Here is a 26815-nt window from a genome sequence, read left to right as displayed (position 1 = left end):
AATGATGGAGCGAAGACGCGCTTCGCGCTTCTGCCCGACAATGACAGGAGTGAACCTACGCGCTCTTGTTCGCGCGCATCAGGTCCGCGAACCGCTGGAACAGGTAGTGCGAGTCGCGCGGTCCCGGTGAAGCCTCCGGGTGGTACTGCACCGAGAACACCGGCTTGCCGTCGAGCGCGATGCCGCAATTGGAGCCGTCGAACAGCGAGATGTGGGTTTGCGTCGCGCCCTTTGGCAACGTCGCCTGATCCACGGCAAAGCCGTGGTTCATCGAGGTGATCTCCACCTTGCCGGTGGTCTCGTCCTTGACCGGATGATTGGCGCCGTGATGGCCCTGATGCATCTTCTTGGTCTTGGCGCCGACGGCGAGGCCGAGCATCTGGTGGCCGAGACAAATTCCGAACGTCGGCGTGCCCGAATTGATCACCTGCTGAATCACCGGCACCGCATATTTTCCGGTCTCGGCGGGATCGCCGGGGCCATTACTGAGAAACACGCCGTCCGGCTTCATCGCCAGAATGTCTTCGGCCGAGGTCGTGGCCGGCACCACCGTGATCTTGCAGCCGACACCGGCCAGCAGTCGCAGGATGTTGCGCTTGATGCCGTAGTCGATCGCGACCACGTTGAATTCCGGCGCGGTCTGCCGGCCAAAACCCTGTTCCCAGACCCACGGTGTCTCGTCCCAAGTGAAGCGCTGAGCCGAGGTCACCATCGGCACCAGGTCCATGCCCTCGAGGCCGGGCCATTCGCGCGCTTCTTCCTTGAGGCCGTGCAGGTCGAACTCGCCGCTCTTGGCGTGCGCAATCACCGCGTTCGGCATGCCCTTGGAACGGATCAGCGCGGTCAACGCGCGGGTGTCGATGCCGGAGAGGCCGATGATGCCGCGGGCTTTCAGCCAGGCATCGAGATGTTTGGTGTTGCGATAGTTCGAGGGATCGGTGATCGCCGAGCGCAGGATCACGCCGCGGGCGCCCGGCGTCGCCGCCATGTTCACCGTCTCGATGTCCTCGTCGTTGGTGCCGACGTTGCCGATATGCGGGAAGGTGAAGGTGATGAGCTGCCCGGCATAGGAGGGATCGGTGAGGATCTCCTCATATCCGGTCATCGCGGTGTTGAAGCAGACTTCGCCCACCGCATGGCCTTCCGCGCCGAGGCCAAAACCCTCCAGCACGGTACCGTCGGCAAGCACGAGCAGCGCGGTCGGTTTATGGTCCGGCCAGGCAGAAGCATTTTCAGATGGGGTCATGAGCGCACTACATAGTCGCCGTATCCTGCCCCGTCAAAGCCGGAAAGGCCTCGATTCACATGCGTTTGCCGCATAATTGACAGGCAGCGGCGCGGTCTTAAGCTGACGGCTCCCGTTTTCCGCCGAATCCGCCCGAATCCGGAGCCGACATGGACAATCCGATGCCGATCTTGCTGATTCCGGGCCTTGTCAGCTCGCCCCGGATCTATGCCCCGGTCATCCCGGCGCTGTGGCGGTGCGGCCCGGTGACCGTCGCCAACCACATCCGCGACGACAATATGGGGGCGATCGCGCGCCGGATTCTGGCCGAGGCGCCGCCGCGCTTTGCGCTGGCCGGGCATTCGATGGGCGGCTACATCGCCTTCGAGATCATGCGGCAGGCCCCGGAGCGGGTGGCCCGGCTGGCGCTGATCAATACCCAGGCGCGGCCGGATACATCTGACGCGACCGAGCGGCGGCGCGGCATGATGGCGCGCGCCAAAAGCGGCGCCTATCACGAGGTGCTCGACGAGCTGTTTCCGGGCTTCGTGCATCCCTCGCGGCACGACGATGCGAGCCTGCGCCAGCTCGTCCACGACATGGGCGACGACATCGGGGTCGACGCCTTCCTCCGCCAGCAGACCGCCGTGATCGGCCGGCCCGACTCGCGCCCGGCGCTGGCGTGGATCAGATGCCCGACGCTGGTGCTGTCGGGCGATCAGGACAACACCATCCCGAATTCGCTCTCGATCGAAATGGCCAGCAACATTCCCGACGCAAAACTGGTGATCCTACCGCATTGCGGGCACATGCCGCAGCCGGAACAGCCACAGGCGACCGCGGCCGCGCTGGTCGAATGGCTCGAAGCCTAGTTGTTTCAGTGCGGCGAACGGCCTAGATCAGGCCTGGATTTTTATTTTGACGCGTTTTCTTCAGGCGAACCGGATGCCACCCTCGGATCAAGTCCGAGGGCATGCTTCGCTTGAAACCGCTTTGAGGAATTCGAGAGGAAAGAACATGCTGCGCGACGACATCAACAACGCGGTCAAGGACGCGATGCGGGCCAAGGACGAGCGCAAGCTCTCCACGCTGCGCATGGTCAATTCGACCATCAAGAACGCCGACATCGCCGCGCGCGGAGAAGGCAAGCCGCCGCTGACGGATGCCGACCTGCTCGGCGTGTTCCAGAAGATGATCAAGCAGCGCCAGGAGTCGGTCGAGCTCTACGACAAGGGCGGCCGCGCCGAACTCGCCGCCCAGGAGCGCGAGGAGATCGCGATCATCCAGGCCTATCTGCCGAAGCAGATGTCGGAGGACGACGTCAAAGCCGCAATCGCAGCCGCCATCGCCGAGACCGGCGCTGCCGGGATGAAGGATATGGGCAAGGTGATCGCCGTGCTGCGGGCGAAATTCGCAGGCCAGATGGATTTTGGCAAGGCCAGCGGCATGGTGAAGGCGGCGCTGTCGGGCTAGTCGCTATCCCGGAACCAGCGGGAGCAACGGGGGTTTGTAGGAACGGAGGAAGACATGGCCGATCAGCAAGCCCCACCCGCCGGTCCCGATCTGGCAGCAGGCATCGCGCTTTCAGAATTTTCCGGTCCGATGCTGCTCGGCCATGTCGGCGACGAAGAAGTTCTGCTGGTACGCTCCGGCGCCGGGATTTTTGCGATCGACGCGCATTGCAGCCACTATCACGGGCCGCTCGCCGAAGGGATCGTGACGGGCGAAGGCATCCGTTGCCCCTGGCATCACGCCTGCTTCGATTTGCGTACCGGCGAGGCGACCCGCGCGCCGGCGCTCGCGCCGATCGCGGTGTGGAAGGTCGAGCATCTAGGCGATCGCATTTTCGTTCGCGAAAAGCAGGCGCAGCCGAAACCGGATGTCAAAGGCGCGGTCGATGCGCCCGGCAGGATCGTCATCGTCGGCGGTGGCGCGGCCGGATTTGCCGCGGCCGAGATGCTGCGGCGGCAGGATTATCGCGGCAGTATCGTGATGCTGAGCCAGGACGCCGTCGCCCCGGTCGACCGGCCCAATCTATCGAAAGACTATCTCGCCGGCAGTGCGCCGGAGGACTGGCTGCCGCTGCGGCCGGACGATTTTTATGCGACGGCCAATATCGATCTTAGGCTCAACACCGAGGTCACATCGATCGATACCACGGCGCGTCGCGTAGTTCTCGCCGGCGGTGAAACCGTGGCCTACGACCGGCTGTTGCTCGCGACCGGCGCGGAGCCGGTGCGCCTGCCGATCCCGGGCGCAGACCAGCCCCATGTCCATGTGCTGCGGTCGCTGGCCGACAGCCGCGCAATCATCGGGTTGGCGGACGGCGCGCGCCGTGCCATCGTGATCGGCGCAAGTTTTATCGGGCTCGAAGCCGCGGCGGCGTTGCGCGCCAGGGATGTCGAGGTCCACGTCGTCGGACTGGAGCAGCGTCCGATGGAGCGCGTGCTGGGGCCGGAACTGGGCGATTTCGTCCGCTCGCTGCATGAAGAGCACGGCGTCATCTTTCACCTCGGCGACACCGTCACGGCCATCGACGGCAAGCGCGTGACGCTGAAGAGCGGCGGGGCGCTTGAGGCGGATGTGGTCGTCGTTGGCGTCGGCGTTCGCCCGCGGCTTGCACTAGCCGAGAAGGCCGGCCTCGCTGTCGACCGCGGCGTCACGGTGAATGCCTATCTCGAAACCAGCGTTGCCGGCGTCTATGCCGCCGGCGATATCGCGCGCTGGCCCGATCCGCACACCGGCGAGAGCATTCGCGTCGAACATTGGGTGGTGGCGGAACGCCAGGGCCAGACCGCGGCGCGCAACATGCTGGGGCAGCGCCAAGTCTTCGACGCCGTGCCGTTTTTCTGGAGCCAGCATTACGACGTGCCGATCAACTATGTCGGCCACGCTGAAAAGTGGGACGAAATCGCCGTTGAAGGCAGCATCGCCGGGAAAGATTGCCTGCTGCGCTACAAGAACGGGGGGCGGGTGCTCGCTGTCGCGTCGATCTATCGCGATACCGCAAGCCTTGAGGCCGAATGGGCCATGGAGCAGGCGGCGGCGTCTTAGGGCGCAGATAAAGTCTCTCCCCGTCATGCCCGGGCTTGTCCCGGGCATCCATGTCTTTAAAGTCCGGCGGCACAAAAAGAAGACGTGGATGGCCGGAAGTCCGGCCATGACGATGGACGGAAACATGCTCACCGAAGCTTCTACCTACGACGAGCTCTACCGCAACTTCCGCTGGGACGTGCCCGCGCGCTTTAACATCGCGATCGCGTGTTGCGATCGCCATGCCGACGGCACCGGCCGGCTGGCGCTGGTCTATGTCAACGATGACGGCACCACGACGCGCACCTCGTTCGACGAGGTCGCCGACATGTCGCGCCGCTTCGCCAATGTGCTGGTCGCCGACGGGCTGGAGCGCCGCGACCGCGTCGCGGTGTTCCTGTCGCAGTCGCTGGAACTGCCGATCGCCCATCTCGCGGCCTATCGCGCCGCCATGATCTCGATTCCGTTGTTCGCGCTGTTCGGCGAGGACGCGCTGGAGTTTCGGCTGTCGAATTCGGAAGCCAAGGCCATCGTCACCGACGAAGCCGGCTGGGAGAAACTGTCGAAAATCCGCGATCGGCTGCCCGGGCTGAAGAACATCTACATCATCGGCGACAAGGCGCCGGCCGGCACAAAACCGTTCTGGCCGTCCCTGAAAGCGGCCTCGCCTGATTTTGTCACCATCGATACCTCGGCTGACGATCCCGCGCTGATCATCTACACCTCGGGCACGACGGGTAACCCGAAGGGCGCGCTGCATGCGCACCGCGTTGTGCTCGGCCATCTGCCCAATGTCGAGATGTGCCACAATTTTTTGCCGAGACCCGGCGACCTGATGTGGACGCCGGCCGACTGGGCCTGGATCGGCGGGCTGATCAACGGGCTTTACGCGTTCTGGTATCACGGCATTCCACTTGTCGGTCATCGCGCGCGAAAATTCGAGCCGCAGGCGGCGATGGCGATGATGGCTGAACTCGGCATTCGCAACGTGTTCCTGCCGCCGACCGCGCTGAAACTGATGCGGCAGGCCGATGTAAAAAACCGTGGGGTGAAACTGCGCAGCATTTTCACCGGCGGTGAATCGCTCGGCGGCGAGTTGCTGGGCTGGGTGCGCGAGACTTTTGGTATCGATGCGCACGAGGTGTTCGGCCAGACCGAGTGCAATCTGGTGATCGGCAGCAACTCGAACCTGTTTCCGATCCGGCCCGGCTCGATGGGCAAGGCGACGCCCGGCTTCGACGTCCGTATCGTCAACGACCAGGGCGAGGAATTGCCGCGCGGACAGCGCGGCGTTATCGGCGTGCGCCAGCCCTGCCCGTGCACCATGATCGAATACTGGAAGAACCCGGACGCGACGGCAAAAAAATATGCCGGCGATTTTTTACTGACCGGCGATCTCGGCGTCCAGGATGAGGACGATTACTTCTGGTACGTCAGCCGCGAGGACGACGTCATCACCACGGCCGGCTATCGCGTCGGGCCGTCGGAAATCGAGCACACGCTGATGAAGCATCCGGCGGTGGCGATGTCGGCGGTGGTCGGCATTCCCGATCCGATCCGCACCGAATCGATCAAGGCCTGGATCGTGCTGCGCCCGGGCTTCAAGCCCGACGACGCCTTGGCGCGCGAGATCCAGGAGTTCGTGAAAGTGCAACTCGCCGCCCACGAATATCCGCGCTTCGTCCAGTTCGCCGAAACGCTGCCGATGACGGCGACCGGCAAGGTGCTGCGGCGCGAGCTGCGCGCGCTGGGCTGAGGGACGCTTATGGGTTCCCGGGTGGCGCGGCGCGCGCATCGGAAGACGTTCGGCGGCGCATCGAAGATGGCGGGCGCTTGTAGAGCTCGCTAAAGCTGGAATTGAACCGTCGCAGGCTTCGAAAACCGGCGCGCAAGGCAATCTCCGTCATCGTGAGGCTGGTCTCGTCGAGCAGACGCTTTGCCCGCTGGATCCGCGCGGTGCACGCCAATTGCGTCGGCGACGCGCCGAGATGCCGCTCAAACAGCCGGGTCAAATGGCGGGCGCCGACACCCAGGCGATCAGCCAATCGTTCCACCGTCGCCCCTTCACCATCAAGGGCACCCTCATCGACAATGAGACGGATCGCCCTCTCGACAGTCGCCAGAGTGCCTTTCCATGCGGACGAGGTTGGCGCCGCTTCCGGCCGGCACCGCAGGCAGGGCCGAAAGCCGGCGGCTTCGGCGGCGGCCGCGCTCGGTAGAAATTCGACATTGCGACGCAGTGGCAATCTGACCGGGCACACGCAGCGGCAATAGACGCCCGTGCTGCGAACGCCGATGAAGAAGCGCCCGTCATAGGCCGGGTTGCGCACGCGCCAGGCCGCTTCACAGGTCGCGTTGTCCAGCATGATCTTCCGTTCGGCCCAAGAGGATGGAGTCCGGATTTGGCGAGCAGCACACGGACCCTTCGTGAGACATCATCGCATCCACGCAGCGATCGTGGCATGCGACGAAGGAGTAGTAAACAATATGCAAACCGAACAAAGCCGCGAATTGGTTCAGCAGGTCTGGACCGCATTTTCGACCAGGGAACCAGACAGGATTGCCGCTTTCTTTACAGATGACGCCGAGTGGATCGCGCCGAGGGCAAACGCGACGGCGGTCGCCTTGGGCGTCACCGATCACATGAAGGGGCCCGCCGAGATCGCCGCCTTCGTGGCCCATGGCATGCAGCGATTGTACAAGGACGTTGCCATCAAGTTCCTCGGGTTTCACGCCGACGGCCGGTTCGTCATTGTCGAAGAGGAGATGACCGCAACGCTGCCGAACGCACAGCCTTACCGGTTGAGATACTGCTTCATCTTCGAATGCCGCGAGGGGCGCGTTGCTCGCGTGCAGGAGTACATGGATACGATGAGCGGCCACCGCCAGGTGTTCGGCGCCGGGCACCCGCTTGCGTCGAGTTTGCCGCTGTCGCGTCCCGCTTGAGACAGCCGGCAGTTCGCCGGGACGGCGGGGTAATTGAGAATCCGGTAAGCGCGGGACGACAGTTAGCCCGGCGTCGCGATCCCCATCGCCTTCAGCGCGGCCAGCATCCGCTGCGGCGGCGCCATCTTGATCGCCAACGGTTGCCCGGTCTCCAGCAGGCTCTTCAGGCTCGACAGGATCGCCGGCCAGCCCTGGCGGCCGCCTTCGAGGATGTCGTCGCTGAGGTCGCGGTCGTGCGATTGCAGCATCGTCAGTTTCACGGCGTCGCCGGCCTGCTCGATCTCGTAGGTGACCAGCGTCGGCCCGAGCTTCTCGATCAGTTCCGGCCAGTTGACGTTGAAGGTGACCGTGAGCTTGCGCGGCGGGTCGTATTCGATCACCTCGCCGCTGATGTGCAATGCGTCATCCGGCGTGCGTACGACGTAGGCCCCGCCGACTTTCTGATCGACCTCGACCGCGTTGCCGAAAAAGTACTTCCGGCTGAATTCGGCCGTCGTCAGCGCCTGCCACACCTTCTCGGGCGTCGAGGCGATGTAGATGGTGTAGACGATGGCCGGCTTAAAGGTGTTGATATCCATCGCAGGACTCAGTTTTCCATCTTGAGTGCTTCGAACGGGATTTCCAGCGGCTGTCCGGTTTCCAGAATGCTCTTGAGGCTGGACAGGATCGCGGGCCACCCTTTCGAGATCCCGTTAAAGAACTGGCTGCCCTCCGAAAAGCCTTCATGGGTCAGCGTCAGTTTCACGAGCTTGCCATAGGGTTCGAGCACAAACGTGGCGAGGGCGGGAAACTCGTTCTTGTAGGTGTCGGACAGGTTGATGAACGTATAGGCCAGCCGCTTTGGGGGATCGCACTCGACCACCTTGCCGGCGTCGGAAACGCTGCCGTCGCTCCGCACCATTTCAAAAGATGAACCCACTTTCCAGTCCGACCGCAGACGTGCGCCGAACCAGTAACGTTCGGTGAAATTGCCATCGGTCAGTGCGTGCCAGAGTTTCTCCGGCGTGGTCTCGATATAGGTGGTGTAGACGAATTCGGGCTTAGGCACAGGAAGTCTCCATTGCGATCGACGGTAGATCAGAGGGGAGGGCATGTCCGGTCTCCAGCAGGCTCTTCAGGCTCGCGATCACCATCGGCCAGCCGCCGGAGATGTCGCGCAGGGTCTTGCCGCCTTCGTCGAGATTGTCGTGCGTCACGGTCAGCTTGACGGTGGCGCCATGCGGCTCGAGATCGAAGGTGACGCGCGAGATCTGTTCGCGCTTGGCTTCCGCGGAGCAGGGGTCCCAGGTGTAGGCCAGCCGTTTCGGCGGATCCGATATCAGCACCTTGCCCTCGTTGGTCGGCTTGCCCCCGCTGCCAAATGTGTAAGGCGATCCGACCTTCCAGTCGGAGGCGATCCGGTAGCCGAACCAGTAGCGCTCGGTGAAGTCGCCGTCGGTCAGCGCCTGCCAGAGCTTGTCGGCCGTGGTTTCGATATAGGTGACGTAGACGAACTCGGGCCGGCTCATCGCGCTGCTCCCGCCGCATTCGCCGGCGCCGCGGCCTCGTACCAGGGTGCGTAGAGCACTTTGCCGCCTTCGATGAAGCTCTTGAGGCTGGACAGGATCAGCGGCCAGCCCCTGGCAACGCGCTCGAGCACCGGACTGCCGGGCTTGAAGCCGTCATGGACTATCGTCAGCCGGACCTGGCCGCGTTGGCGCTCGATGTCGAAGGTAACGCGCGACGCCCTGCCGCCGTCTGATCCGTCGTGAGCGCGGAACGAGTAGGCGAGCCGGTGCGGCGGGTCATATTCGAGCACCTCGCCGGTGACGTTGCTATCGTGGTGGGCCAGCCGCAGCAGGAACGGCGAGCCGATCTCCCAGTCCGAATGCACGGAATTGCCGTGCCAGTACTGCTCCGACATCTTCGCGTCGGTCAGCGCCGCGAACACGCGCTCCGGCGTGGCGGCGATATAGATGGTGTAGACGAATTCGGGCTTACTCATCGCGCTTCTCCAGTTGCCGTTTCAACTCGCTGAGCGCGGTGAGCTTGCCGCGCTCGAATTTCTTGATCCAGCGTTCGCCGATCTGATGGATCGGGACGGGATTGAGGTAGTGCAGTTTTTCGCGGCCATGTTTCAGCGTGCTCACGAGGTTGGCCGCTTCGAGAATCCCAAGGTGCTTCGTCACCGCCTGCCGCGTCATGGCGAGGCCGTCGCAGAGTTCGTTCAGCGTCTGTCCGTTCTGGGCGTGAAGCCGGTCCAGCAGCGAGCGTCGTGACGCATCGGCCAGCGCTTTGAAGACTTCATCCATGGCTGACATAATAGGCAACCAAATGGTTGCATGTCAAGTCCCGGCCTTCACGGACTTGCGGGGGCGGGCAGCCGGCGAATTTGAAGGCGGCGGTTAAACATGCGAGCCTCGTTCCATCACATCGGGAAACGACCGGGGAACCACAATGAAAGCTGCCTTCATCGAACGACACGGCGGACCGGAGGTTCTCAAATTCGGGGAGATGCCGGATCCGGTGGCCCCATCCGGCGAGGTCGTGGTCGACATCGCTGCGGCCAGCGTCAACGGCGCGGACTGGAAGGTGCGCGAGGGCAAATCCGGTCAGCTTGCGCGTTTCCCCTATATTCTCGGACGGGATTTTTCCGGCGTGGTTTCCGCAATCGGGGAAGGTGTTTCGGATCTGCGCGTCGGCGACGAGGTGTTCGGCGTCTGCGACGTCGGCCAGGAGGGCGCCTATGCGGAGAAGATCGCGATCAAGGCGGCCATCGTCGCCAAAAAGACCGGCGGCCTGTCCCATGTCGATGCCGCAGCCCTGGCGTTGGCCGGATTGACGGCGATTTGCACCGTCGAAGATACGTTGAAGCTGAAGGCCGGTGAAACCATCCTGATCCAGGGCGGCGCCGGCGGTGTCGCCAGCTTTGCCATCCAGTTGTCGAAACATCTCGGCGCCCGCGTGATCACGACCGCGAGCAGGTCGAACCATGATTACCTGCGCGAGATCGGCGCCGACGAGATCATCGACTACAATGCGGTGGATTTTACCAAGGTGGTGAGCGACTGCGACGCGGTCTTCGATACTGTCGGCGGAGATGTCGCGCAGCGATCCTTCGCGGTGTTGAAGCCAGGCGGCCGGGCAGCCTTCATTGCTTCGGGACCGCAGGCGCCAAAGCCGGATCGCAGCGATGTCGTTGCCCTGCGGCCCAGCGTCGGCCGCGACCGGCGGCATCTCGAACGCATCCTCGAACTGGTTGGCATCGGCGCCGTCCGGCCGCCGGAAGTGACGCGCTACAAGCTAAGCGAGGCGGTGACCGCGCATGAGGTGAGCCAGTCGCGCCACTTTCGCGGCAAGCTGGTTTTTCTGGTTCGTTGAAGCTTCGGGAAAGCCGGCGCGCGGTTCAACGTTTCTGGTACGGATGAAAAATGTAGTCCTTCGCCTTCACGGCCACGTGGCACGCGTGTCCGCAATCCGAGGGGCTGGGATCGGCCGCGAACGTGTCGGATGCGGCTTCATAATTGAACAGCGCGTATCCCCATCCGCCGCTTTTCGGAAATCTTGCGCTGTCCTTTTCCATGACGAAGGCCTGCGAGAACACGTCAGGCACATCCACGGCGAAAGGAGCCTCCGTGCTCTTCTTCGGCTTCCACTGCAGCTTCGCGATCATGGCGCCGTCCGGGAACGGCTTGCCGTTGCCGGGGATGCCGGCCTTGTAGGCTTCGATCATGGCCGGATTGGCGACGATCACCTTCAGCACTTCGTCGGTTCGGGCGGAAGAGACCACGGCCCAGTCCTCGTATCCCCTGAAGTCGGAGAACGCGACGCCGTCAGGCGTTTTCAGTGCGTATTTGTCTTGCGCGCAAACGGCCGCGCCGCCGAGGGCGGCGAGCACGGCTGTCGCGAGGACGATTTTGAACTTGTTGTTGCTCTTCATGGCTGATCCTTTCCCGAATTGTCGTCGACCGAACTCTCAGAGGTTGATCACCGGCAAATTGTTTTTGCTTGAGCGTAGTGCAAGGCGAGTGGACTTCGCTATGATATCCTCTTGAACGAGCCAGCAAAGATTGGCCGGTAACCGGGTGGAAAAAACATGGGTGGTCGCGTCAGACTCGCAATTCTCGTCGCATTTTCAATCGCCTGCGCCCATGGCGCCGCTTCGGAACCGCAGAAGATCGGCAGCCCCCCGGAAGCCTCCAACATGAAGCTGGTCGGGTATAACGACCTGCAGGCCCGCAGCGCCTATCAGCCGACCATTCATCACCAGGGCGATCGCTGGATCGCCTATATCGGTCATCACGGCGGCACCGATGACATTCCAACGCCGGTCAATCCGCAGACCGGCAAGGCCGAACCCAACGGCACCTCGATCGTCGACGTCACCGATCCCGCGCAGCCGAAATATCTGCGCCATATTCCGGGGCAGGAAGGAAAGTACGAGGCCGGCGGCGCGCAGATGGTGCGGATTTGCGACGGCAAGCAACTGCCGAAGGGCGATCGCGATGCGGTCTATATGTTGCGAACTTTCGGCGGCGAAGCACATGAGATCTGGAATGTCGCCGATCCCGCCAATCCGGTGCTGATCACGCGGCTCGGCGGTTTGAAGGACACCCACAAGAACTGGTGGGAGTGTGACACCGGTATCGCGTTTCTGGTCTCCGGCGCGCCGGACTGGCGCACCCGTCGCATGACGCAGGTCTATGATCTCAGCGATCCCGCCCATCCCGTCAAAATTCGCGATTTCGGATTGCCCGGCCAAGAGCCCGGCTCGACCGGCGCGGTGCCGACCGAACTGCATGGCCCGATCTCGACCGGTCCCTCCGGCAACCGGGTCTATTTCGGTTACGGCACCAACAGGGGCGGCTTCGTGCAAATCGTCGACCGCGACAAGCTCATCAACGGACCAAAGGAGCCGACACCGGACAATCTGCGTCTGCCGGAAATTTCGCGGATGCCGATGTCGGCGCTTAACGGGGCGCATACGACGTTTCCGATGCTGGGCATGCCGATCGCCGAATTCGCCAAGGACAAGGACGGCAAGAACCGCGACATCGTGATGATCGTCGACGAGGCGATCCTGAACGAGTGCAGCGAGCCGCGGCAGATGGTGTGGTTCGCCGACGTCACGGTCGAGAACCGCCCGATGATGATCTCGAGCTACACCGTGCCGGAGGCGAGCGGCGATTTCTGCGAGCGCGGCGGGCGGTTCGGCTCGCATTCCTCCAACGAGAGCATGGCGCCGGTCTACTACAAGAAGATGGCGTTCATCGCCTTCTTCAATGCCGGCGTCCGCGCGCTCGACATCCGCGATCCCTATCATCCCCGGGAGGTCGGCTATTTCATTCCGTCGATCACGGCGGCGACCGACAAGCGCTGCGTCACCATCGACGGCAAGGACCGCTGCAAGGTCGCGATCCAGACCAACAATGTCGAAACCGACGAGCGCGGTTACGTCTATATCGTCGATCGCGCCAATACCGGGTTGCACATTCTGGAACTGACCGGCCCGGCACGCGCCGCCGCCGGCCTGCCCTAGGGATGTGACGGGTGCGGCGCTGGCTCATCATCGCGGCGGGGATTGTCGCGCTTGGCGTGTTGTCGGCTGGCGCCGCCTATGAGCGTGCCGGGTCGGGAATCGGGGAATGGCAGGAGATCGCCTGGCCGTTTCCCCGCGACGGCTGGCCCGCGGGCAAGGCGTTCCGCTGTGGTGCAGCCGGTTGCGGCGGCGAGGTCGAGGTCTATGTCCGTCCCAAGATCGGCTTCTGCAATTGCGACACTGGCGTTGCCGATGACGACGAAGTCGATCGCGTCGCGGATCTCGATCTGATGAGCGAACATTTCGTGCCGCTGGAGCCCGGCAGGGCGGTTCGCATCGCCGAAATGGCGGGGCGTATCAGGCCCTACGAACTCGCGATGTCCGATGGCTCGCGGCATAGCGCTGTCGGTATCGCGGTGTCGCACCGCTGTGATTTGATGGTCGCGGTAGCAAAAGGCAGCGCCGATGCGACAGCCGTCGAGCGCACTGCGCTGGACTTTCTGGGTTCGGTGAAGATGTCGAACTGGATGGCCGCGGCGATGGAAGGCCGCTAGCGAGGGAGCCCTAGTAACCCAGCGCCTGTCCGGTGCCGTCACGCGGATCGTTCGCCCCAAAGAGCCTGTTTCGGCCGACCGGCTTTCCTCCAAGTTTGGGAGCGCCGACAAGAATCGCCGCGACGTGATTTGTCGGTTCCGAGTTCTCGAACCGGTGTCCCATGCTCTCCAGCGCCTTGCCGGTATCGGGCGAGAGCGCGTAGGGCTCCGTATGCGTCACCTCCGGCAGCCACTGGTTATGGATGCGGGGAGCGTCGACGGCCTCCTGAATGTCCATCTGGAAATCGACGACGTTCAGGATGGTTTGCAGAACCGTGGTGATGATCCGGCTTCCGCCCGGAGTGCCGAGGATGAGGACAGGCTTGCCGTCCCTCGTCAGAATACTTGGCGTCATCGAACTTCGCGGTGTCTTGCCCGGCACGATGGCGTTCGCTTGGCCTTGGACAGATCCGTAACCATTGGCGGCGCCCGGGTTCGGCGTGAAATCGTCCATCTCGTCATTCATCAAAACACCCGTGCCCGATGCAACGACCTTCGCGCCGAACTCGTCATTGAGCGTAACCGTCATCGAAACGGCGTTGCCGGCATCGTCGATGATCGAGAAGTGCGTCGTGTTGCTGCCTTCGTGAGGCGCGACGCCTTGCCTGATATCGGCGGAGATTCCGGCCTTGTCCGGCTTTATCGTGTTCCGGATTTTTGTTGCATAGCTCTTGTCGATCAGCTTTTGGACCGGAATGGCGGCAAAGTCGGGATCGCCAAGACCGCTTCGATCGGCATAGGCGTGACGCATCGCCTCGATTTCGTAGTGCAACGCCTGGGCAGATCCCCACCCCAGTTCGCGAAGTGGGTAGCCCTCCAGAATGTTCAGCATCTCGCAGACGGCGACACCGCCCGAACTGGGCGGAGGCGCCGAGATCACGTGATAGCCGCGGTAATCGCACTCGATGGGTGCGAGCTCGCGGGTCCTGTAGCTATCCAGATCCTCCTGATCGATAATCCCCCCGCCCGCCCGGCTAGCCTTGACGATGGCCGCTCCGGTCTCGCCTTTGTAAAAGCCGTCGGCGCCGTGCTTTCCGATCAAACGCAGCGTGCCCGCAAGGTCGGGCTGCACCAGCCGTTGGCCGGCGACAAAAGGCTGTCCCTTGTTGAGAAAAATTTGGGCGGTGGCCGGAAATTTTCTGAAATCCTCGGTCGCGGCAGCGAGCTTGTCGACGTCGCCCTGGTCGAGGATAAATCCGTTTTCGGCCAGTTTGATCGCCGGCTCGATCAGCGAAGCCCGCGTCATCGTCCCATACCTGTGTCGCGCATATTCCAGGCCCGACACGGTGCCGGGGACGCCAACCGCCAGCCAGCCAGTGGTGGTCAGGCCCTTGATAACGTTTCCGTCCTTGTCGAGGTACATGTCCCGGGTCGCTGCGCGGGGAGCCTTCTCGCGAAAGTCGAGGAAGGTCTTTCGTCCATCGGCAAACCAGACCGTCATGAAGCCGCCGCCGCCCAGATTGCCGGCAGCGGGATAGACGACGGCCAGCGCGTAGCCGACCGCGACCGCGGCATCGATCGCACTGCCGCCGCGCTTGAGAATGTCGACGCCGACCTCGGTCGCCAGGTGCTGTGCACTGACCACCATGCCTTTTCCCGCAGCGACCGGCCTCACCGAGGCGGCGTTGGCGACTGATCCCTCGGCCAGCGGCCAAACGCAGGCGACGAGCAGGCAGGCTCCCGTCAATGCTCCGAAAAGGATGTCGCGTAACCCCGGCCTGGTCTTCAGTTCGCGGCTTGAAACTGCCAAAGACATGAAACTCCTCTCTCCTTTCGCGCCGCCGCATAGCCGCGAAACACTGCCGGAGTCTAATCAATTCCGCTGACTTGTTCCTGCTAATTCGGTATCGTGCGGTCCGGCCCGCCGGGGCCGCATGCCGCTCCCAAGTGCTTCAGCAGGGTGATGTCGAAATGCTACTTGCGCGCCGTTTAGCTTCCGCCGCGACGACATGCTTGCTGATCACACACGGATTTCTGCCTTTGTTGATGGCAACCGCGCCATCCCCGGCCGCAGCGGCATCCGGCAGCTGCGCGACGTCGGCGGAAGTCACCGCATTGCCGTCGCCGGTGGCGCCCTGGACCGGCGCACCGCTGCGCGTCATGGTCGTCACCGAAAAGCCCGTCGAGGGCGTGCTGTCGCTGATCGCGCCGGACGGAACCGTGGCCGTCAAATCGTCCGACCGTCACGACGGGCCGCCTTATGCCTGGTTCGCCGAGATCGCAGCCCCCGCCGCCGGTACCTGGCGCGCGACGCTGTCGGGCGGCACGGCAGCGGATTGCAACCCGGTCACGCGCGAGATCGCCGTCAGCGGCAGGAAGCCGGAGTTTCGCATTCCGGCGGGCAGCATCTGGCAGGTGCGCGATAGCTGGAACAGCACCAACGAAGCGCTGTTCTCGGCCTGGATCGCAAAGCTGTTCGACGGGCCGCCCGACCAGAATCTGGACTGGAAAGTCTGGTATGAAGTGCTGCGCGATCAATCGCGCAATTTCCTCTACAATCATCTCGGACGCAACGAAGACAAGACGCAGACGGGCTCGCGCCCCGACTGCGCCGACTTCGTCTATTTCCTGCGCGCCTATTTCGCATTCAAGATGGGGCTGCCGTACGGCTATTCGAATTGCTCGCGCGGCATCGGCGGCAGTCCGCCGAAGTGCTACCAGTGGTTCGACGTCGAGCATCCCGAGGTGACGCGTCCGCCGCCGCCACCCGACCCAAATCCTGCGCCGGCCGCCGCCGCGCCGCCCACGGAGCCGCCGAAATTGCTCGGGATCTTCAACCGTTCGCCGCCGCCGCCGGCCGAGCCGACCGCTGCGGAGCCCGCTGCCAAGGCGTCTCCGCCCAAGCCGAAGCCGCCGACAAATTTCGGCGAATATCTGCGCGACGTCGGCGACGTCGTTCACACCGGCGCGGTGCGCGCGGGCGACGACAATGCCGATTTCTACACCGTGCCGCTGACCGAGAAGGCGTTGCGCCCGGGCACGGTATATGCCGATCCCTATGGCCACGTGCTGATGCTGGTGCGCCGCGTTCCCGAGCTGAACGGCACGCCGGGCGTCTTCCTCGCCGTCGACTCGGAGCCGGACGGATCGGTGACGCGCAAGCGCTTCTGGCGCGGCAATTTCCTGTTCGCGCACGAACCCACGCTCGGCGCCGCCGGCTTCAAGCATTTCCGCCCCATCGTGAAGGAAAAGAACGGCCCGTTGAAGCGGCTGAGCAATGCCGAGATCGGCAAGAATGCGAGTTACGGCGATTATTCGGCCGAGCAGTCGCAAATGCCGATGGAGGATTTCTACGATCGCATGGACGACGTGATGTCGCCCGATCCGCTCGATCCGGTGAAGGCGATGACGGACGCCATCACCAGCCTCACCGAGCAGATCAAGACGCGCGTGACTTCGATCGAGAACGGACGAAAGTGGCAGGCCAAGTCAGCCGGCGACGCCACCATGCCGGACGGCGCTTCGATCTTCGCCGCGACAGGCGCCTGGGAAGATTTCTCGACGCCGGCGCGCGACTTCCGCCTCTTGATCGCCGTCGATGTGGTGCGGAATTTTCCCGATCGCTTCGCCCGTCGCTCGGACCGCTACGCCCTGCCGGCCGGCAAAAGCGTCGCCGACGTCAAGGCCGAACTGCAGGGCATGTTGGCGTCCGAACTGGCCTCACGCAAGATCACCTATACGCGCAGCGACGGCTCGCCGTGGACGCTGTCGGTCAAGGACGTGGTCGATCGGGCCGTCGAGTTCGAGATGGCCTACAACCCCAACGACTGCGTCGAGCTGCGATGGGCCGCGGCCGCTGGTAGCGACGAGGCCGCGACCTGCAAGCGTCATGCGCCGGCGGCGCAACGCGACAAGATGTCGAGTTACCGCGCCTGGTTCCGCGAGCGGCACTGGCCCGCGCATAGTTAGGCGGGGTCTGGGCCGATACCGGCGAAGCGTACTGCGATCAAGCCGGATGGACGCGCACGCGTCCTTGCGTTGCGCGTCTGAGCGAAGAACGCGCTTCTAGAATGGAACCACGACCCCACCTGCTGATTTGAGTTCCGCAGGCACCAGAGTGAAGAGGGTACGATGAACAAGGTCAAATACCGGCTGAATAACCCACGTCTGGCGCCACGCCGGACGAAACTTGAGATTCCCGGTTGGGCCGGCACGCGCGACCCGCGCGCAAACGGTTCACGCGAGCAGGTATGGCATTGTGTGCCGTTTTCGGAGGGCGCTCAATACGGGATCGAGTTGTTCTACCCCTATGACTTCGAACTGCACGTCAGCACCAAAGACGGCCATTTGAGCTTCGAGGCCGATTGGGGAGAGCCGCCGGACGGCGGCGCCGAGTGGCCGCCGTTCCGGAATTTCGGCGATACCTTCTACACCTATCAGATCCTGCTCGATCTCAAGGTCGAGAAGGGCATGGCGGTTCGCAGCGAACCACACCCGCGATTCTATACTGATCGCAGCGATACCGTGCCGGTCGCGGTACCGGCTCTGATCCGAAACTGGTGGCCGATGCTGTTCTTTTGCGTGTTCAAGGCGCCTGCGGAGGGGCGGACGCATATTTTCAGGCCGAACGAACCTTTCGCTCAGATGATTGTGATCCCGGAGGAAGCCAATTTCGATCTCGAACCGATGAGCGAGGAGGAATGCGCCGAGCGCGAACTGCAATCGCGGCGCATCTATGCCAATCGCCCGAACTTATCGGCCGGGACCGAGTGGACGTCCGTTACTAACACAGTGTTCGACGGCACCTACCGCCATTTGCACCGCGCCGCGAAGGAAAAAGCCCGGCGGGAATAGGATAAAAAACAGGACCCGGAGGGTCCCGTTTCATATGTCGTGCGCGCGTCGCTCAATAGTCGCGGCGATAGAAGCTGTGATGGTGATGATGGTGGTGGTGATGGTATCGGCGATACCTGGGCACCACGACCACGCGCGGATAGTAGCTGTGATGATGCCGGTAAAAGCTATGGTGGTGGTGATGATGATGATGATGATGGTAGAATTGAGCCAACTGGACGTTCTCCGTCGTGGGAGCTGGCGTCGATTCGTCAACGGCCTGCAGCAGAGCGACGGCGTTCGGAATCGGCTCCAGCAGGTCGGCGTATGAATTAGCTCGCAAAACGTCCGCCGGAGCCGGCGCAGGACCGGCCTCGGCGGCGGTAAACGAGCCTAGCGTCGCCACCGCTCCCAGTATTCCAGCGATCTTCTTGTCCATGGCTATTCCTTCGGTTCGTGGGCGCCGGGCATAATGCCGGTAAGCCGCAACGCCATGGATTGCCGAATGTTCCCGGTATAATTGACAAGTTGTCTTCCACGGTTCTGAAAGACAGAAGTAAAAAAATACGGCGATGCCGCACTTCCGCAATCACGCAGGGGTGCGGCGTTTTTAATGCCGGAACGATAACGGTCGCTGTTGTGCGGGATTCGTCATTCATGTGGCCGCGGGGTTGGCGCAATATCTTCATTTGCCGCGACCGCATTATGCAACGAATGCTGCTAGGTCGCCGTTGACCTCAGAAATGCAGGGCTGGCCGCGAACTGCCTCACCCCGCAATCGCACCCCAATTCGACGCCAGGTTCTCCGCGGCGCGCAGCGACAGGGCGAACACCGTGTAGGTCGGATTTGAAGCGCCGCAGGTCGGGAAGATGCCGGGTCCGGCGACGTAGAGGTTCGGCACCTCGTGGGTCTGGCCGAAACTGTTGACGACGGAGTTATCGGCGCCGGTTCCCATGATGGTGCCGCCCATCAGATGGATCGCCGGCATCGCGGTGCGCAACTGCCATACCTCCTTGGCGCCGGCCGCGCGGGCAATCTTCTGACCTTCCTCGAAATTGGCGTTCCACAGCGCCGCTTCGGTATCGTCATAGTTATGGACGATGCGCGCGAGCGGCATTCCGAACTCGTCCTTCTGGGTCACCAGCTCGACACGGTTCTCGATCTTCGGCTGCTCTTCGCATGCCGCCGTGAAACGGGTGAATTCCCTGACGGCGCGCTTCATGAAGTCGGCGAGAGCGGGGCCGAACAAATCAGGCCGGGCGTTGTGAAGGCCGGTCAGGCCGCTCGCCTTGGCGGCGCCGCCGCAGACCAGCAAGGTCGAGCCGAACGCACCCTTGTGGGCCGTCTTTGAATAACGCTCGTAGGACATGAACTGGCCGCCGATGGTGCCTTTGGCACCTTCGAGATCGCCGTCGAACATCGCATTGGTGACCGCCGTGAAATGCGTCATGATGTATTTGCCGACCAGACCGCTCGCATTGGCGAGGCCGTTCGGATGCTTGTCGGTCGCGGAATTGAGCAGCAGCCGCGGGTTCTGCGCCGCCCATGACGCGCACACGACGACGCTGGCCGGCTGGATATGCTTTTCGCCGTCGCGATCGACATATTCGACTCCGGTCGCCTTCTTGCCGGACGCGTCGGTGAGGACGCGCGTCACCGTGCTCAGCGCCCGTACCTCGGCGCCGGCCGCCCGCGCTTCGCCCAGGTAAGTCACCTGCGGGTTGGCGAGCGCACCGATCGGACAGCCGACATGGCACCAGCCGTCATAGATGCAGGCAGGCCGGTCTTTGTAATCGACCGAGTTCATCGCGACCGCCGCCGGCACCATGCGGATATTGTTGGCGGCAAAGCCCTTGAGCCAGACCTCGCCATTTTTGAAGGTCTTCATCGGCGGCATCGGATAGTCGCGCCCGGCTGGCCGCCACACCTCCTCCGCTTTGGCGTCACCGGAGATGCCGATGTCGTAGGCAACCTTGTCGTACCAGGGTGCGACGTCCTCATAGGCGATCGGCCAGTCGTGGGCGCGGTTGTGTTCGCTCTTGATGCGGAAATCGTTCGGCAGCAGGCGCGGCACGTTGGCGAACCAATGCAGGGCGGCGCCGCCGACGCCCCAGCCGCCGTGATAGCCGATCGGCGCCACCTGCTTGCCTTCGAGAATGAACGGGTGCCCCACCGGCTTGATCCGGCGGCCCCATATGTCCGACGAGATCAGGTCGGTGAGCTGCCAGTCCGGCCCGTTGTCGATCAACACCGCCTTCTTGCCGGCCTTGGCGAGCACGGCCGCGAACGTCGAGCCGGACGCGCCGGCGCCGGCGATCACGACATCGACTTTTTCTTCCGTTTTTGGTTGCGTCGCCATCTCACCACCTCTTGTCGGGTGCGATGTGCGGCAGATAGGGAACCCCTAAGCTCTCGTATCCCTCCATGGTGCCATAGACGACGTCGACGGCGTCGCTCCGCAGCACGAAATAGACCTGCGCGGCCGGCGGGCCTTGCCAGCCTTCGATCTTGTTCTGGCGGAGCTGGTCGATGAAGTCGTGCTGCTCGGAAGCCGAAAGTGCTGCGAACCGCTTGCCGCTGCGGCTGGTGCTCGCCTTGTCGACGCCGCCGATCGCAGCGCGATAGTAATTTACGAACGGCGGTTTGATGTTGACGATGCGGGCTTCGAGTAGCGCCTCGCCGGGCGGAACCGAGAGTTGCTGGTCGATGAAGTGCGCGACGCCGGCCTCGCGAGCGCCCGGCACCAGGGCCTCACCCAGCGCCTCCAGGGTCTCGGCCTCCTCGCCATTGAGCAGGCGGAACGGCACCGCGCGTGCGCGGGCCTCGCCGGCTGTCATCAGGATATCGGCACCGCCGACCGTAAAGGAGAGCAAACCCATGCTCGCGCCCTTGAGAAAGACGCGCCGCTCGATGGCATCCATCGGCTCCTCCCTGGCAGAACGGACGCACGCGGCGTCTCTTGGAATTGTTCTGGGGAGAGTGAACGACAAAGCAGGCGATGAATCAAGCGCGCGCCGTAAACGCCATGTAAACCGGCGGTAAACGGGCGCAAACGCCGGACAATCTCTCGAACGCCTTGGCGCGGTCACGTGACGGATGGGCATGGTGTGAATGTTCACACCCCGTCCGGATCGCCGCGCGCGCTGGACGCTTCGCCACTTCGCAACCAGCCAAAGGAGAAAGTCATGTTCAGCAAATCAGGACTTCTGGCAATCGCGCTCGGCCTTGCCGCGATTGCTTCCGCCACCGCCCCGGCGTCGGCATTGTCTTCGCAGGTCTACGGCGGGCATCGGTATAGCCAGCTCGCAGGCCCCCCACGGGAACTCCCGTCCGCCCCTCGTAAAGATCTAACGACGGTGGGGCATCCGACGTATGTGATGCCGCTGCATCGGATCCGCCAACCGTTCCTCTGAGGCACAAAACGCGCGTCCGCCAGCGAGGAGAGAAAGCCTCACGCCTTCTTGGCTTTTTTCGCCTTGCTGGTCGCCGTCGTTTTCTTCTTCAACCGGCTCTGATTGTAGTCGATCGCTGATCGGATCAAATCTTTCAACGCCTTCGCATTGACCTTGTCGCCCTCGAGAAAGTCGATCGCGCGCCGTTCGTTGCCTTCGAGGCCCGCATTGAACAGTTTGGCGGGGTCAGCAAGCTTCGCGCCGTACATGAAGGTCAGCTTCACCTTGCCTTTGTGGGCGTTGGCGACGGCGATGATGCCGTCGCGCGACCACACCGGACTTCCCATCCACTTCCACTCCTCGATGATTTCCTTGTCGGCTTCGAGGATGGTTTTGCGGACGCCGGCAAAGGTCTTGCCGCGCCAGTCGGTGATGCCTGCGATCAACGCGTCGATACGCTCAGATGGAGTCATTGCGTCCTCATACTGCGATTGGCCAGCCGTCGAACAAGGTGGCCCTTCCACATCCACAGCCCGGACAGCAGCATGACGGGAAAGAACACGAACCGGGTCGGGGGAGCATAATCCGGAAGCACCTCGAACGGGCTATAGATATAGCCGATGATCGGAATGGCGCAGATGATGTGAATCCAGCGAATGATCGCACGCAGGGTGGTGTCTTTCATGAGGTGTGGTTCCGTTGGTCGGTACTAACGCGTGGTGTGTTCCGGCAATACGTTGAAGGCATAGGCCTCAATCGGTCCGCGCCAAGGCCTGTTGCAGGCTTTCGAAAAATTTCTGCCATCCGAACCGGGCGCCATGAAACGCCTGCTTCTGATCGGTGCGGAAGCCCGCTTGCTCCATGCGCAGCAGCGTTCCCGTGCCTGATGGCGTCAGGGTCCAGGTGACGACGCTGTCGAGACCCATGGCCGCCCAGGTGTAGGACAGCGTCTTGCCATCCTCGATCGACAGGACCTGACAATCGACGGAGCCCCAGTCGGCGCGAAAACTGAAACGATGATCCACCGTCGGCTTGAAGTCGCTCTTCATCAGCCACTCCTCGATCAAATGCGGTTGCGTCAGGGCGCGCCAGATCTTTTCCGGCGGGAAGGGGATTTCCCGTTCGACGGTGACGGTAAGCGTTTCGGTTTCGACTGCGTTCACTGGTCCATCCTTTTGAGCAGGTCTTCGAGGTGATCGAACCGGCTTTGCCAGAAGCCGGTCATCTGGCTGGTCCAGTCGACCAGCGGGCCGAGCGCGCCGATCTGCGCGCTGTAGTGGGTCTGGCGGCCTTCATGGCGATCGCGCACCAGCCCGGCCTGTTTCAGCACGCCGAGATGTTTCGAGACCGCCGGTTGCGAAACGCCGGCCTTGATCGTCAGCGCACCGACCGTCTGCTCCCCCTTGCGGCACAATTGCTCGAAGATCGCCCGACGGGTCGGATCGGCAAGCGTTTTGAACAGCGTATCGGAGGCGTTCGGCATAAAATCGATAACCCATTGGCTATGGATTCTTACATAACTGACGAGTTATTGGTTAGTCAACTGGGAACATGCAGCCTTCGCCAAATTCGTCATGGCTGGGCACAGCCGTCCGTAGGACGGCGTCGCTTCCGCTCGCCTATGCCCGGGCATGACGAACACTGAGGTGTGGTCGCGCTCAGTCAGAAGCCTTGTTTCCATCTCCATCCGCCGCATGCATAATTCGAAAAACCGCCTCTCACCGGATCTCCCCTCATGTCCCTTCAGGCCTATCTCGCTTTCGTCGCCGCCTGCGTCGCGCTGGCGCTCATTCCGGGTCCGGTGGTGACGCTGGTCATCGCCAACGGTCTGCGGCATGGCACGCGCGCGGCGCTGACCAACATCGCCGGCGTTCAGGCAGGGCTCACGATCGTGATCGGTATCGTCGCGGTCGGACTGACCACGCTGATGGCGACCATGGGTTACTGGTTCGACTGGGTGCGCTTTGCCGGCGCCGCCTATCTGATCTGGCTCGGCTACAAGCTGGTTCGTTTTCCGGTCGAGGGCGTCAATGCCGACGAGCCGCCGCCACCGCCGCGCGGCGGATTTTTCCTGCAGGGCTTTCTGGTGCTGCTCTCCAATCCGAAGGTGCTGATCTTCTTCGGCGCCTTCATTCCGCAGTTCATGGACATGAGCCGGGATCATTTTTCGCAGGTGCTGTTGCTCGGCTTCACCTTCATGGCGACAGGTGCCATCACCGATTCGATTTATGCGATATTGGCCGGCCGCGCGCGGCGGTTCTTCTCGGCCCGGCGCACGCGTCTTTTGTCGCGGGTCTCCGGCGGCTTCATGATCGGCGGCGGCATCTGGCTGGCGCTGACGCGGGCAAGGTGAGGCGCGGAGCCTTTTGAACCCCAGGCTCTTGAACGTCAGGCTCTTGAACCCAGAGCCGCGACGGCGCGTCTAATACCCGCGCCGTCTCTGGGGGGAACTTGATGCCTGATCTGCCGTGGTACGTTTACCTGATGCTGCTCGCGCCGCTCGGGCTCATTCTGTTTGCCGCCGCCTATAAAACACTGCAAGTGCGCGCCGCCCGCGAATGGCCGTCGGCGCCGGGCAAGGTGGTGATCTCGAATTCCGAAGTGCGCGACGTTCGTGTGCTCGACGATTCCAGGGAGATCGGCCACCGCTTCGAGCAGCGCAACTTCGCCAATATCGTTTACGAATACACGGTCAGGGGCGTGGTGCTGCGCAACAACCGCGTCAGCATCGGCGAGGACCGCGGCAATTTCGAAGTCGCCGAGACCATCGCGAAATATCCGGCCGGCATGGCCGTCACCGTTTTCTATAACCCGCTGCACCCGAACGAAGCCGTGCTGGAACGCGACCTGCCGAAGGGCCTGTGGGGCTGTCTCGGCATCGGCACCGCGGTGGTGCTGGTGATCGTGTTCGGCGGCGTATTCGGGCTCAATCGTTTGTCCGAATTCCTGTCGGCGCGGCTGGCCGATCCAAAAGTGTCGCCGCTGGTCATGGCGTTCGGCGCTTTCGCCGTCGTCATCGCGCTGTTCGCGCTGGTGATGCAGAAGCAGATGCGATTGGCGATGAAATGGCCTGTCGTGTCAGGCACCATCCAGATGTCGGATGTCGAACAATACCGGGCGGCGCCGAGCGAGCAGGGATCGCGCGGCGCGCTGATGTACCAGCGGCAGGTGTCGTACAGCTACCGCTTCAACGATGTCGATTACACCGGCGTCGAAGCCCGCTTCGCCACCGGCCGCAACTCGACGTCGGGCTGGCTGATGCGCAAGTTCATGACCGCCTATCAGGACGGCGCCGTCGTCAAGGTCTACGTCAATCCGCTCAATCCGTCGGAAGCGACGCTGAACCCGCGCATCGGTTTCGCCTGGGTGTTGTGGCTGCTCTCGGCGGCGTTTGCGGGCGTCACCTACTACACCGCCCTTCACGGCTAGGCGGCAAGCAATCCCTGCGCCCGCAACAACGGCTCGATCTCGCCAAAAATCCGCGCCAGCCGATCCGCCCAGGATTTCTCGCCGGCCGGATCGGAGATCAGGTCCTGACGGATTTCGATACCGGTATTGATCAGGCCGCGCGCTTCGGCGTGCACGGGAATGGTGTAGTCGGTGTCGTCGCTCACGGCATAGGGCTCGTTGTCGCCGACCACGAGATCGCCCTCGGCGCGCAAGCCCCTCAACACCAGCGGCGGCAGATGGGTGTCGCGGTGATAGAGCGTGCCGATGTGCCATGGCCGCGCGATCCCGGCATAGACGGGTGTAAAGCTGTGCAGCGACACCAGCACCGTCGGTAGGCCGGCATTTCGGCGCGCATCGATGATCTCGTCGATGCGGCGGTGATAGGAATCGAAGATTTGCGCGCGCCGTGTCGCGGCGGCCTCGTTTGAGATGCCCTCGTTGCCGGGAATGGTGGTGGCCTCGCTGATGCGCGGGATTGAACTCGCGACGTGCGGCGGGCGGTTGCAGTCGATGACGAGCCGCGAGTAGCGCTGCACGATCAGATGCGCGTCGAGCTGTTTCGATAGGGACTCCGCGACGCCGGCAATGCCGATGTCCCAGGCGATGTGCCGCTTGAGTTCGCTCTCGGGCAGCCCGAGATCGCCGAGCACGCGCGGAATCAGCCTGCCGTAGTGATCGCAGGTGAGAAAGAACGGCGATCGTCCCGCGGCATTGAACTCGCGGACCGGGGGAACATCTTCGGTTCCCAGAAGTAAATCTGTGTCGTCCGCGTGCGTCAAAAGCGTTTTCCCCTGATGGATGCCTATTCAAGCGGCATACGACATGCAAATGAGCAAGGTTCGGACTAGATTAGAACACCCAGAATCGATGATTGTTGAACGATGCCGCTCCTGACCATCCACCACAAGACCGTATATCGCTACAACCGCCCGGTGGCGTTTGGCGAGCATCGAATCATGCTGCGCCCGCGCGACGGCCATGACCTGCGCGTGCTGTCGTCCAGCCTCGAGATTTCGCCCGAGCCGATGTCGCTGCGCTGGATCCACGACGTGTTCGGCAACAGCGTCGCGATCGCGACCTTCGACGAGCGTTCGGAAACGCTGTCGTTCACCTCGATGGCGACCGTCGAGCACAATCCGGCGGAAGAGTTCGCGCTGACCCCTGATGACACCGCCTATTTCTATCCGTTCATTTATGACCGCGAGGAATTTCCCGACCTGCAGCAGTTCATCGTGCCGCAATACGGCGATCCGAACGGCGAATTGTCGGCGTGGGCGCGGCAATTTCTCGACGCGGACGGGCCGACGCCGACCTTCAACATTCTCTCAGGCATGACGCATGGCATCCGCGAGGCCTTCACCTACCGCAAGCGCCATGAGCACGGCACCCAGCATCCGCTCGATACGCTGCAGACCGGCTCGGGCACCTGCCGCGACTATGCGATGTTCATGATCGAGGCGCTGCGCCGGCTCGGCATCGCCGCGCGCTTCGTCTCGGGCTATCTGTTCATTCCCGGCGACAGCGCGCATGGTTATGTCGGCGGCGGCTCGACGCATGCCTGGGTGCAGGTCTATCTGCCGAGCGCCGGCTGGATCGAGTTCGATCCGACCAACGGCATCGTCGGCACCCGCGACCTGATCCGCGTCGCGGTCGCGCGCGACCCGCGCCAGGCGATCCCGCTGCACGGCTGTTACCTCGGTTCGGCCGACGCCTATGTCGGCATGGAGATCGGCATCAACGTCGTGTCGGTGGGCGATGACGAAGCGCGGACTGAGGAACAACGCGCGCAGCTCGAAGAGCCGCTTCAGGCGCAGTTCCAATCCCAGCAACAATTCGAAGGAAAACCTCGGGAGCAGCCTGAAGAATCAAAGGAAGAAGCCTGAT

31 protein-coding genes are annotated in these 26815 nt (G+C 63.0%); 14 read left to right on the top strand and 17 right to left on the bottom strand.

What is annotated here, in order from left to right:
* Nucleotides 1–55: 55 nt before the first annotated feature.
* A complete protein-coding gene (gene carA, locus BLS26_RS12150) occupies nt 56–1246 on the bottom strand; it encodes a glutamine-hydrolyzing carbamoyl-phosphate synthase small subunit (RefSeq protein ID WP_092511344.1) in 1191 nt (396 codons plus the stop codon).
* Between the two features lie 149 nt (nt 1247–1395).
* On the opposite strand from carA, the gene BLS26_RS12145 reads away from it, so the two are divergent.
* The 4 genes from BLS26_RS12145 to BLS26_RS12130 all read left to right on the top strand — a co-directional run bounded on the left by BLS26_RS12145 (nt 1396) and on the right by BLS26_RS12130 (nt 6014).
* Nucleotides 1396–2097, top strand: a complete 702-nt coding sequence (locus BLS26_RS12145) for an alpha/beta fold hydrolase (protein ID WP_092511342.1) — start codon at nt 1396–1398, stop codon at nt 2095–2097.
* Nucleotides 2098–2242: 145 nt separating this feature from the next.
* Nucleotides 2243–2698, top strand: a complete 456-nt coding sequence (locus tag BLS26_RS12140) for a GatB/YqeY domain-containing protein (protein WP_092511340.1) — start codon at nt 2243–2245, stop codon at nt 2696–2698.
* A gap of 54 nt (nt 2699–2752) precedes the next feature.
* Nucleotides 2753–4279 (top strand): FAD-dependent oxidoreductase, encoded by a 1527-nt coding sequence (locus tag BLS26_RS12135; RefSeq protein ID WP_092511338.1) that lies wholly within the window; start codon nt 2753–2755, stop codon nt 4277–4279.
* A 124-nt stretch (nt 4280–4403) separates the two neighbouring features.
* On the top strand, nt 4404–6014 hold the full coding sequence (locus BLS26_RS12130; RefSeq protein WP_092517967.1) for an acyl-CoA synthetase: 1611 nt from the start codon (nt 4404–4406) through the stop codon (nt 6012–6014).
* 7 nt (nt 6015–6021) lie between these two features.
* On the opposite strand, the gene BLS26_RS12125 is transcribed toward BLS26_RS12130, so the two are convergent.
* Nucleotides 6022–6624 carry a bifunctional transcriptional activator/DNA repair enzyme AdaA gene (locus BLS26_RS12125; protein ID WP_092511336.1) on the bottom strand — a complete coding sequence of 201 codons (603 nt, stop codon included), beginning with the start codon at nt 6622–6624 and terminating at the stop codon, nt 6022–6024.
* On the opposite strand from BLS26_RS12125, the gene BLS26_RS12120 reads away from it, so the two are divergent.
* Nucleotides 6623–7204, top strand: coding sequence for a nuclear transport factor 2 family protein (locus BLS26_RS12120; protein ID WP_244541919.1), 582 nt, complete (start codon nt 6623–6625; stop codon nt 7202–7204). The two genes, BLS26_RS12125 and BLS26_RS12120, sit on opposite strands and share 2 nt — an antisense overlap.
* A gap of 62 nt (nt 7205–7266) precedes the next feature.
* Here BLS26_RS12120 and BLS26_RS12115 read toward each other — a convergent pair whose 3' ends face one another.
* The 5 genes from BLS26_RS12115 to BLS26_RS12095 are packed head-to-tail and all read right to left on the bottom strand — an operon-like array spanning nt 7267 to nt 9495.
* Nucleotides 7267–7782 carry an SRPBCC family protein gene (locus BLS26_RS12115; RefSeq protein ID WP_092511332.1) on the bottom strand — a complete coding sequence of 172 codons (516 nt, stop codon included), beginning with the start codon at nt 7780–7782 and terminating at the stop codon, nt 7267–7269.
* An 8-nt stretch (nt 7783–7790) separates the two neighbouring features.
* Nucleotides 7791–8252 (bottom strand): SRPBCC family protein, encoded by a 462-nt coding sequence (locus BLS26_RS12110; RefSeq protein WP_092511330.1) that lies wholly within the window; start codon nt 8250–8252, stop codon nt 7791–7793.
* Nucleotides 8245–8712: an SRPBCC family protein gene (locus BLS26_RS12105; RefSeq protein ID WP_092511328.1), complete on the bottom strand. Its 468-nt coding sequence runs from the start codon at nt 8710–8712 to the stop codon at nt 8245–8247. Before BLS26_RS12105 ends, BLS26_RS12110 begins: the two co-directional genes overlap by 8 nt.
* Nucleotides 8709–9188 carry an SRPBCC family protein gene (locus tag BLS26_RS12100; protein WP_092511326.1) on the bottom strand — a complete coding sequence of 160 codons (480 nt, stop codon included), beginning with the start codon at nt 9186–9188 and terminating at the stop codon, nt 8709–8711. Before BLS26_RS12100 ends, BLS26_RS12105 begins: the two co-directional genes overlap by 4 nt.
* Nucleotides 9181–9495 carry a helix-turn-helix transcriptional regulator gene (locus BLS26_RS12095; protein WP_092511324.1) on the bottom strand — a complete coding sequence of 105 codons (315 nt, stop codon included), beginning with the start codon at nt 9493–9495 and terminating at the stop codon, nt 9181–9183. The genes BLS26_RS12100 and BLS26_RS12095 overlap by 8 nt, the downstream gene beginning before the upstream one ends.
* 145 nt (nt 9496–9640) lie before the next feature.
* On the opposite strand from BLS26_RS12095, the gene BLS26_RS12090 reads away from it, so the two are divergent.
* Entirely contained in the window at nt 9641–10564 is a 924-nt protein-coding gene (locus BLS26_RS12090; RefSeq protein ID WP_092511322.1) for an NADP-dependent oxidoreductase, read from the top strand.
* 25 nt (nt 10565–10589) lie between these two features.
* On the opposite strand, the gene BLS26_RS12085 is transcribed toward BLS26_RS12090, so the two are convergent.
* Nucleotides 10590–11123, bottom strand: coding sequence for a cytochrome P460 family protein (locus BLS26_RS12085; RefSeq protein ID WP_092511320.1), 534 nt, complete (start codon nt 11121–11123; stop codon nt 10590–10592).
* Between the two features lie 156 nt (nt 11124–11279).
* On the opposite strand from BLS26_RS12085, the gene BLS26_RS12080 reads away from it, so the two are divergent.
* Nucleotides 11280–12722 carry an LVIVD repeat-containing protein gene (locus tag BLS26_RS12080; protein WP_092511318.1) on the top strand — a complete coding sequence of 481 codons (1443 nt, stop codon included), beginning with the start codon at nt 11280–11282 and terminating at the stop codon, nt 12720–12722.
* Between the two features lie 11 nt (nt 12723–12733).
* Nucleotides 12734–13276: a hypothetical protein gene (locus tag BLS26_RS12075; RefSeq protein WP_092511316.1), complete on the top strand. Its 543-nt coding sequence runs from the start codon at nt 12734–12736 to the stop codon at nt 13274–13276.
* Between the two features lie 10 nt (nt 13277–13286).
* Here BLS26_RS12075 and ggt read toward each other — a convergent pair whose 3' ends face one another.
* A complete protein-coding gene (gene ggt, locus BLS26_RS12070; protein WP_092511314.1) occupies nt 13287–15071 on the bottom strand; it encodes a gamma-glutamyltransferase in 1785 nt (594 codons plus the stop codon).
* A 155-nt stretch (nt 15072–15226) separates the two neighbouring features.
* Here ggt and BLS26_RS12065 point away from each other — a divergent pair, with 155 nt between their 5' ends.
* A complete protein-coding gene (locus tag BLS26_RS12065; protein WP_092511312.1) occupies nt 15227–17224 on the top strand; it encodes a hypothetical protein in 1998 nt (665 codons plus the stop codon).
* Nucleotides 17225–17386: 162 nt separating this feature from the next.
* The gene (locus BLS26_RS12060) at nt 17387–18109 is read left to right on the top strand and encodes a hypothetical protein (protein ID WP_092511310.1); all 723 of its coding nucleotides are present in this window, start codon (nt 17387–17389) and stop codon (nt 18107–18109) included.
* Between the two features lie 52 nt (nt 18110–18161).
* On the opposite strand, the gene BLS26_RS12055 is transcribed toward BLS26_RS12060, so the two are convergent.
* The 3 genes from BLS26_RS12055 to BLS26_RS12045 form a co-directional block, all read right to left on the bottom strand.
* The gene (locus tag BLS26_RS12055; RefSeq protein ID WP_092511308.1) at nt 18162–18527 is read right to left on the bottom strand and encodes a hypothetical protein; all 366 of its coding nucleotides are present in this window, start codon (nt 18525–18527) and stop codon (nt 18162–18164) included.
* Between the two features lie 328 nt (nt 18528–18855).
* A complete protein-coding gene (locus BLS26_RS12050; RefSeq protein ID WP_092511306.1) occupies nt 18856–20448 on the bottom strand; it encodes a GMC family oxidoreductase in 1593 nt (530 codons plus the stop codon).
* 1 nt (nt 20449) lies between these two features.
* Nucleotides 20450–21010, bottom strand: a complete 561-nt coding sequence (locus BLS26_RS12045) for a gluconate 2-dehydrogenase subunit 3 family protein (protein WP_157676429.1) — start codon at nt 21008–21010, stop codon at nt 20450–20452.
* A 264-nt stretch (nt 21011–21274) separates the two neighbouring features.
* Between BLS26_RS12045 and BLS26_RS35690 the strand changes: the two genes are divergently transcribed.
* Nucleotides 21275–21502, top strand: a complete 228-nt coding sequence (locus BLS26_RS35690) for a hypothetical protein (protein ID WP_157676428.1) — start codon at nt 21275–21277, stop codon at nt 21500–21502.
* 38 nt (nt 21503–21540) lie between these two features.
* Here the strand turns inward: BLS26_RS35690 and BLS26_RS12040 are convergent, their stop codons facing one another.
* The 4 genes from BLS26_RS12040 to BLS26_RS12025 form a co-directional block, all read right to left on the bottom strand.
* On the bottom strand, nt 21541–21954 hold the full coding sequence (locus tag BLS26_RS12040) for a DUF1801 domain-containing protein (RefSeq protein ID WP_092511302.1): 414 nt from the start codon (nt 21952–21954) through the stop codon (nt 21541–21543).
* Nucleotides 21951–22166, bottom strand: coding sequence for a hypothetical protein (locus BLS26_RS12035; protein WP_092511300.1), 216 nt, complete (start codon nt 22164–22166; stop codon nt 21951–21953). Before BLS26_RS12035 ends, BLS26_RS12040 begins: the two co-directional genes overlap by 4 nt.
* Nucleotides 22167–22233: 67 nt before the next feature.
* Nucleotides 22234–22644 (bottom strand): SRPBCC domain-containing protein, encoded by a 411-nt coding sequence (locus tag BLS26_RS12030; protein ID WP_092511298.1) that lies wholly within the window; start codon nt 22642–22644, stop codon nt 22234–22236.
* Nucleotides 22641–22964, bottom strand: coding sequence for a helix-turn-helix transcriptional regulator (locus BLS26_RS12025; protein WP_092511296.1), 324 nt, complete (start codon nt 22962–22964; stop codon nt 22641–22643). The genes BLS26_RS12030 and BLS26_RS12025 overlap by 4 nt, the downstream gene beginning before the upstream one ends.
* A 252-nt stretch (nt 22965–23216) precedes the next feature.
* Here BLS26_RS12025 and BLS26_RS12020 point away from each other — a divergent pair, with 252 nt between their 5' ends.
* Nucleotides 23217–23834 (top strand): LysE family translocator, encoded by a 618-nt coding sequence (locus BLS26_RS12020; protein WP_092511294.1) that lies wholly within the window; start codon nt 23217–23219, stop codon nt 23832–23834.
* 101 nt (nt 23835–23935) lie between these two features.
* Nucleotides 23936–24910, top strand: a complete 975-nt coding sequence (locus BLS26_RS12015) for a DUF3592 domain-containing protein (protein WP_092511292.1) — start codon at nt 23936–23938, stop codon at nt 24908–24910.
* Here BLS26_RS12015 and BLS26_RS12010 read toward each other — a convergent pair.
* On the bottom strand, nt 24907–25710 hold the full coding sequence (locus BLS26_RS12010; protein ID WP_092511290.1) for an N-formylglutamate amidohydrolase: 804 nt from the start codon (nt 25708–25710) through the stop codon (nt 24907–24909). The two genes, BLS26_RS12015 and BLS26_RS12010, sit on opposite strands and share 4 nt — an antisense overlap.
* Nucleotides 25711–25812: 102 nt before the next feature.
* On the opposite strand from BLS26_RS12010, the gene BLS26_RS12005 reads away from it, so the two are divergent.
* Entirely contained in the window at nt 25813–26814 is a 1002-nt protein-coding gene (locus BLS26_RS12005; RefSeq protein WP_092511288.1) for a transglutaminase family protein, read from the top strand.
* Nucleotide 26815: the final 1 nt, after the last annotated feature.

Origin of the sequence: Afipia sp. GAS231 (assembly GCF_900103365.1) — a bacterium.
GTDB lineage: Bacteria > Pseudomonadota > Alphaproteobacteria > Rhizobiales > Xanthobacteraceae > Bradyrhizobium.
This window is presented reverse-complemented; position numbering and strand designations above follow the sequence as displayed.

Coding starts and splice junctions, on each gene's coding strand:
- carA (WP_092511344.1), bottom strand. CDS start 1,246: ATGACCCCATCTGAAAATGCTTCTGCCTGGCCGGACCATAAACCGACC.
- BLS26_RS12145 (WP_092511342.1), top strand. CDS start 1,396: ATGGACAATCCGATGCCGATCTTGCTGATTCCGGGCCTTGTCAGCTCG.
- BLS26_RS12140 (WP_092511340.1), top strand. CDS start 2,243: ATGCTGCGCGACGACATCAACAACGCGGTCAAGGACGCGATGCGGGCC.
- BLS26_RS12135 (WP_092511338.1), top strand. CDS start 2,753: ATGGCCGATCAGCAAGCCCCACCCGCCGGTCCCGATCTGGCAGCAGGC.
- BLS26_RS12130 (WP_092517967.1), top strand. CDS start 4,404: ATGCTCACCGAAGCTTCTACCTACGACGAGCTCTACCGCAACTTCCGC.
- BLS26_RS12120 (WP_244541919.1), top strand. CDS start 6,623: ATGATCTTCCGTTCGGCCCAAGAGGATGGAGTCCGGATTTGGCGAGCA.
- BLS26_RS12125 (WP_092511336.1), bottom strand. CDS start 6,624: ATGCTGGACAACGCGACCTGTGAAGCGGCCTGGCGCGTGCGCAACCCG.
- BLS26_RS12115 (WP_092511332.1), bottom strand. CDS start 7,782: ATGGATATCAACACCTTTAAGCCGGCCATCGTCTACACCATCTACATC.
- BLS26_RS12105 (WP_092511328.1), bottom strand. CDS start 8,712: ATGAGCCGGCCCGAGTTCGTCTACGTCACCTATATCGAAACCACGGCC.
- BLS26_RS12100 (WP_092511326.1), bottom strand. CDS start 9,188: ATGAGTAAGCCCGAATTCGTCTACACCATCTATATCGCCGCCACGCCG.
- BLS26_RS12095 (WP_092511324.1), bottom strand. CDS start 9,495: ATGGATGAAGTCTTCAAAGCGCTGGCCGATGCGTCACGACGCTCGCTG.
- BLS26_RS12090 (WP_092511322.1), top strand. CDS start 9,641: ATGAAAGCTGCCTTCATCGAACGACACGGCGGACCGGAGGTTCTCAAA.
- BLS26_RS12085 (WP_092511320.1), bottom strand. CDS start 11,123: ATGAAGAGCAACAACAAGTTCAAAATCGTCCTCGCGACAGCCGTGCTC.
- BLS26_RS12080 (WP_092511318.1), top strand. CDS start 11,280: ATGGGTGGTCGCGTCAGACTCGCAATTCTCGTCGCATTTTCAATCGCC.
- ggt (WP_092511314.1), bottom strand. CDS start 15,071: ATGTCTTTGGCAGTTTCAAGCCGCGAACTGAAGACCAGGCCGGGGTTA.
- BLS26_RS12065 (WP_092511312.1), top strand. CDS start 15,227: ATGCTACTTGCGCGCCGTTTAGCTTCCGCCGCGACGACATGCTTGCTG.
- BLS26_RS12060 (WP_092511310.1), top strand. CDS start 17,387: ATGAACAAGGTCAAATACCGGCTGAATAACCCACGTCTGGCGCCACGC.
- BLS26_RS12055 (WP_092511308.1), bottom strand. CDS start 18,527: ATGGACAAGAAGATCGCTGGAATACTGGGAGCGGTGGCGACGCTAGGC.
- BLS26_RS12050 (WP_092511306.1), bottom strand. CDS start 20,448: ATGGCGACGCAACCAAAAACGGAAGAAAAAGTCGATGTCGTGATCGCC.
- BLS26_RS12045 (WP_157676429.1), bottom strand. CDS start 21,010: ATGGATGCCATCGAGCGGCGCGTCTTTCTCAAGGGCGCGAGCATGGGT.
- BLS26_RS35690 (WP_157676428.1), top strand. CDS start 21,275: ATGTTCAGCAAATCAGGACTTCTGGCAATCGCGCTCGGCCTTGCCGCG.
- BLS26_RS12040 (WP_092511302.1), bottom strand. CDS start 21,954: ATGACTCCATCTGAGCGTATCGACGCGTTGATCGCAGGCATCACCGAC.
- BLS26_RS12035 (WP_092511300.1), bottom strand. CDS start 22,166: ATGAAAGACACCACCCTGCGTGCGATCATTCGCTGGATTCACATCATC.
- BLS26_RS12025 (WP_092511296.1), bottom strand. CDS start 22,964: ATGCCGAACGCCTCCGATACGCTGTTCAAAACGCTTGCCGATCCGACC.
- BLS26_RS12020 (WP_092511294.1), top strand. CDS start 23,217: ATGTCCCTTCAGGCCTATCTCGCTTTCGTCGCCGCCTGCGTCGCGCTG.
- BLS26_RS12015 (WP_092511292.1), top strand. CDS start 23,936: ATGCCTGATCTGCCGTGGTACGTTTACCTGATGCTGCTCGCGCCGCTC.
- BLS26_RS12005 (WP_092511288.1), top strand. CDS start 25,813: ATGCCGCTCCTGACCATCCACCACAAGACCGTATATCGCTACAACCGC.